3 protein-coding genes are annotated in these 4,981 nt (G+C 71.7%); all 3 read right to left on the bottom strand.

Annotated features, from left to right (window positions below):
- Positions 1 to 1,327, bottom strand: a 1,327-nt coding sequence (locus tag FHD68_RS17625) for a formyltransferase family protein (protein ID WP_280115183.1), incomplete at its 3' end; no start/stop codon positions are given.
- On the bottom strand, positions 1,324 to 2,301 hold the full coding sequence (locus FHD68_RS17620) for a glycosyltransferase family 2 protein (protein ID WP_127899507.1): 978 nt from the start codon (positions 2,299 to 2,301) through the stop codon (positions 1,324 to 1,326). The genes FHD68_RS17620 and FHD68_RS17625, both read right to left, overlap by 4 nt.
- The coding region (locus FHD68_RS17615) for a KR domain-containing protein (RefSeq protein WP_139086410.1) at positions 2,298 to 4,981 on the bottom strand (2,684 nt) is incomplete at its 5' end. The genes FHD68_RS17615 and FHD68_RS17620, both read right to left, overlap by 4 nt.

Here is a 4,981-nt window from a genome sequence, read left to right as displayed (position 1 = left end):
GTCCCGCGGCCAGGATCAGGCCGGGTGTCCCCGGACGCCCCAGTTCCGGCGCGCGGGCGATCAGGTCGGCCAGCACCGGCGCCCGGTCCAGCAGCGCGCGGCGATCGCGGTCAAGGGCTGCGGCCAGCGCCTGCAGCGTCTCGCCATCGGCATCGACGGGCAGCGGGCGGAACCCCAGCATGTGGTCGCGCACGCCGTCCGGCAGATGCGGCGCCAGCCCGATGTCGAAGGCCGACGATCCCGTCATCCGGACCAGCGCGCCCACCAGCGCGGCCAGGACCGCCGCGGCGGGAAGCGGGCGGGGCAGCGTCAGGCCGTCGGCCTGCCATTCCGCGGGCGCGTCCGACAGCGCGGCTTCGGGAACGACCACAGGGGCAAGACGCGCCATGCGCTTGCGCCAGAACGGCTCGTCCCGGGCGGCGTCGCGGATGGCCGCATCCAGGGCCGGATCGGCGGGGCCGGTCGGCAGCCGGTCGCCCACGGACAGCCCATGCGCCACGGCCTGCCCGTCCGTGCCGTGCAGGCCCGACAGGCGCAGCGCGCCGCCCTGTGCCATGGCGACCAGAATATCGTGGTCGCGGACCTCCAGCACCTGTCCGGGCTGGGCCGACGGGTTGCCCTGCGCGGGTTCCGCCCCGCCCACCAGCAGGATGCCACGACCGGTCCGCAGGCGCGGGCGCAGCATCGGGTTCCAGTAGGGGCCGTGGTCCAGCGCACGGACCAGCCGCGCCTGGCTGTCGGCATCCTGCGCCGGGTCCAGCGTCGCCGCATGCGCAGGGCGGTCGATCCGCATGTGGCGTTTCACCGGCGCATGGGGCTGAGCCGAGCCCTGATCGTCGCCCCGTTCCAGCATGTCGATCAGCTGGGGCAGGCTGCTCAGCGCTGCTTCCCAGCAGCGGGCGTTCAGGGTCAGGGCGGTGTCATCGGGTGCGATCTGGACCGGCACGCGCAGCAGGACCGGACCTTCGTCCACGCCGCCGCTGATGCGGTGCCAAGTGATCGCGTGGCTTTGCGCCCCCTCCAGCAGCGCCCAGATCGGGGCGTTCAGCCCGGCCCGTTCGGGCAGCGGACCGTCATGGAAATTGACCGCCCCCCGCCGCGCCAGTGCCAGCGTCTGCGCCGGAATGACGGTCAGGTTCGCCACGCTGAGGATATAATCGCATTCCGCCACAGGACCCACCGGCAGGCCCTGCGCCCGCGCCGCCGCAGCCAGGGCCGGATCCTCGACCGTGAACGAGCGCAGGACATGGCCGCGCCCGGTCAGGATCCGCGCCGCCTCCAGCGCAAGCGAGGCGTTGCCGATCAATGCGAAATCAAGCTGGGTCACGGTCTGTCTCCGGGTCGGAAAATCTGTCGGGGTCGGCTTGGAGCCAGCGCGTGGCGGATCAGCGCGCGCGCCTGCCCCTTGGGCATGGTCTGGTCTTCGCGGCGGATCGCGCGCAGGCGCCGCACGGTCAGGCCGGCCAGATGGGCCAGCACCGCCGCGACGGCATAGGCGCGGCCGTGGTTCTTGCGGAAGTAATGCTCGCGCGAGGCGAACCAGTAATCGGGCGGCAGGGTCCATTCCCGCATGCCCGTGCTGACCGACCCGATATGCATCACGCGGGCATCCGGCAGGTAATGCGTGGGCCAGCCCGCCTTTGCGGCGCGCAGGCACAGGTCGGTTTCCTCGAAATAGAGGAAATATGCCTCGTCAAAGCCGCCGATCGCGTCCAGGACGTCGCGGCGGATCATCAGCGCCGCACCGGCGGCCCAGTCCACCGGCGCGGCGACGGGCGGCATCGGCATGGTGACGACATGGCGCGCCAGCAGGCGTGAGATCGGCCCGGTGCGGGCCGCGTCCTCCAGCTCGCTGGCGGCGGTCGGGAAGCGGAAATGCGTGGTGTGGTGGTTGCCGTGCTCGCCCACGACCCGGCACCCCAGCAGGCCGATGGCCGGATGCGCCAGCATGTGCGCCCGCATCCGCGCGATCGTGTCGGGTTCCAGGAATGCATCCGAGTTCACGATCAGCACCAGATCGCAGGGTCGATCCGTCGGCACGCGCAGCGCGGCATTGTTGCCCGCACCGAAGCCGCCGTTATGGCCCGACTGCAGCACCCGCAGGCGGCCGCCTGCGGTCCAGCCGCGGTCGGCGGCCTCCCGGCTCATCTCCTCGAAGCTGCCATCGCCGGAATCGTTGTCGATCACCGAGATGACGCCCTCGATCCCCTCCATCGCGATGACGGCGGCCTCGGCCGAGCGCAGAGACATCTGCGCGCTGCGCCAGTTCAGGATGATCACATGCACGGCGCCCACGCTCATTCCGCGGCCCTCCGGAGGTCAGCCTTGTCGCCCTCTGCCAGATCCTTGCGCATCCGGTCGGCCAGCACCCTGACGCAGGGCTCCAGCACCATCGAATCGTGGTCCCCGGGTACCTCGACGACGGTCAGCTCCGGCATCCAGGGCGACCACAGGTTGTCCTCGAAGACGTATTCGCGCGCGGTGCTGACATGCATTCCGCCCGACACCTTGAACTGCCGGTCCAGCCGCGGCCGGTACAGGGTCACCGGACCATCCCAGACCCGCATCTCGAACTGCGGCAGCGCGCCTAGGAAGGCGGCATGGATGGCGGCGTTGTGGAAGCCCGCGGAATCCGCCTGCGGCAGCTGCTGGCGACGCGACCGTTCGTAGGCCAGCCGTTCCCGCAGCCAACGCGACAGGAAGCCCGGCCCCTCGCGGCGGATCTCGGCGGCCCGGATCATCAGGCGGTCCTTGCGCGTCAGGGTCGGGCGCATGGGCACGGGCGTGTCCAGCATGACCAGGCGCGCCACGCTCTCTCCGTCGGCCTGCAGCTGACGCGCGATCTCCAGCGCGGTCAGGCCGCCGCCGGAAAAGCCCGCGACCAGATAGGGGCCCTGCGGCTGGATCTGGCGGATCTCCTCGATGCAGCTGGTTGCGGCCTCGGCCAAGGTCGCATGCGGGGCGGCATCGCCGAACAGGCCGCGCGCTTGCAGGCCCCAGACCGGACGGTCGGGTGACAGGCGCTGCGCCAGCGCGCGCAGGTTCAGCACGTTGCCGAACATGCCCGCGACGATGAACAGCGGGGTCCCCCCGCCCGCGGCGCCCTGGCTCATCGGCACCAGATGGGTGAAGCTGGCGGTCTGCGCCTGTGCCAGCGGCACGACCTGACCGGGGCTGCTGTCGGGGCGCGGACCGATCCGCGCCTCGATCAGGGCGGCCAGGGCCGCGACGTTCGGGGCCTCGAACAGCGTCGCCAGCGGCAGGTCGATCGCATAGGCCTTGCGGATCATCGCGAACAGCCGCACCGCGATCAGCGAATGGCCGCCAAGGTCGAAGAACCCGTCATCGACGCCCACCTGCTGCACGCCCAGCAGGTCGCGGAAGAACCCCGCGATGCTGCGTTCCAGATCGGTTCGCGGTTCGACATAGTCGCTGTCCAGGTCCGGACGATCGAAGCTGGTGCTGGCGCCGGCGGCGCGGGCGCGGCTGCTGCGGGTCTCCTGCGCGATCAGTTGCGGCAGGTCCATGCTGGAGATGGCGATCTGCGGCAGCCCGGCCTGCAGCGCCTGTTCCAGAAGCGCGGGCCCGCGGCCGGGGGGAATGCCCTGCGCGACCATGCGCGCCAGACGCTCTTGTCCGGGGCGGGTGGGCTGCGCCATCTCGGGACCGCGCGCGGCCAGGCGCACCGCGGGGGCGGCGTCCAGGCGGCGCAGGGTCAACCCCTCGACCTCGACCAGAACGCGGCCCTGCGCATCGGTCAGCGTCACGTCGAAGCTGGCATAGCCGTCGGATGCGTTGGCCAGCCTGACAAGGCTGGTGACGGCGGCCGGCAGGGGCGCATGCATGGTCAGCGCCCGATAGGACAGCGGCACCCACAGCTGCGCCCGGTCATAGCCGGGGATCAGGTCCATCGCCCAGCCCGTCGCAATATCCATCAGCGCCGGGTGCAGGATGAACCCACGGTCCAGATCGGCCAGGGCGGCATCGGGCAGGCGCAGCTGCGCCAAGCCCTGGCCGTCGCCCATCCAGGTCGCCTGCAGGACGCGCCACCGCGGACCAAAGGCCATCTGACCCTCCTGCGCGGATTCCAGGGCATGGCCCACGGGCGCACGGTCGACCCGCATGCCCGCCGTCAGCGCCAGAATGTCCAGCGGTGCGCGTGCAGGTTCGGCGGCGGTGATAGCGCCCTCGGCCACGGCGACGGGCCCCTGGCCGAAATCGGCCTCGACCAGGAAGCCGGTGGTCTCCTGTCCCTGGGTCAGCGTCACGCGGAAATCGCGGGTGCCGCCATCCTCGACCGTCAGCGGGTCCAGGAAGGTCAGGTCGCGCAAGGCCCAAGGTGCATGCCGACCCGCCGCCTGCAGCGCCTGCGCCGCCAGTTCGATGGTCCCCGTGCCGGGCAGCAGCGCCACGCCGTCGCGGGTCCGGTGTTCGGCGATGATCCAGTCAGAGGCCGACAGCCTGCCGCCGAAGCGGTCGACCGCACCCTGGCGCGCATGCGTGGACAGCAGGGGCTGATCGACGGGCATCGGCGCGGGGTCGTCGCGGCGCCCCGTCAGCGCGTCGGCGGCCATGCCGATATCGGCCCAGACCCCCCAGTTCAGCGACACCACCTGGCCAAAGGCCGCGATCCCGGCTCCCGCGACGGCGTTCAGATATTCGTTGGCGGCGACATAGTCGACCTGTCCCGCAGCCGCGATCTCGGTCGAGGTCGACGAGAACAGCACGGTGCGCTGGACCGGATGCGCCGCCAGCACCATCGCCAGGTTGCGCGTGCCGTGGACCTTGGGGGCCAGCACGTCCTCGATCCCGGCGGTGGACTTGGCCAGCATCGGCGCATCGTCGACGACGCCCGCGGCATGGATCAGGTCGGTGATCGGACCCAGCCTGCCGCGCAGCGCGGCCACGGCGCGCGACAACGCCTCGGCGTCGGTGACGTCCGCGGCCTCGACCGCGATGCTCGCCCCGGCCGCGCGCAGGT

This window comes from Paracoccus marcusii (assembly GCF_006151785.1).
Lineage (GTDB): Bacteria > Pseudomonadota > Alphaproteobacteria > Rhodobacterales > Rhodobacteraceae > Paracoccus > Paracoccus marcusii.
The sequence above is the reverse complement of the archived record's forward strand: the minus strand, read 5'-3'. Positions and strand labels throughout refer to the sequence as shown.

Coding starts and splice junctions, on each gene's coding strand:
- FHD68_RS17620 (WP_127899507.1), bottom strand. CDS start 2,301: ATGAGCGTGGGCGCCGTGCATGTGATCATCCTGAACTGGCGCAGCGCG.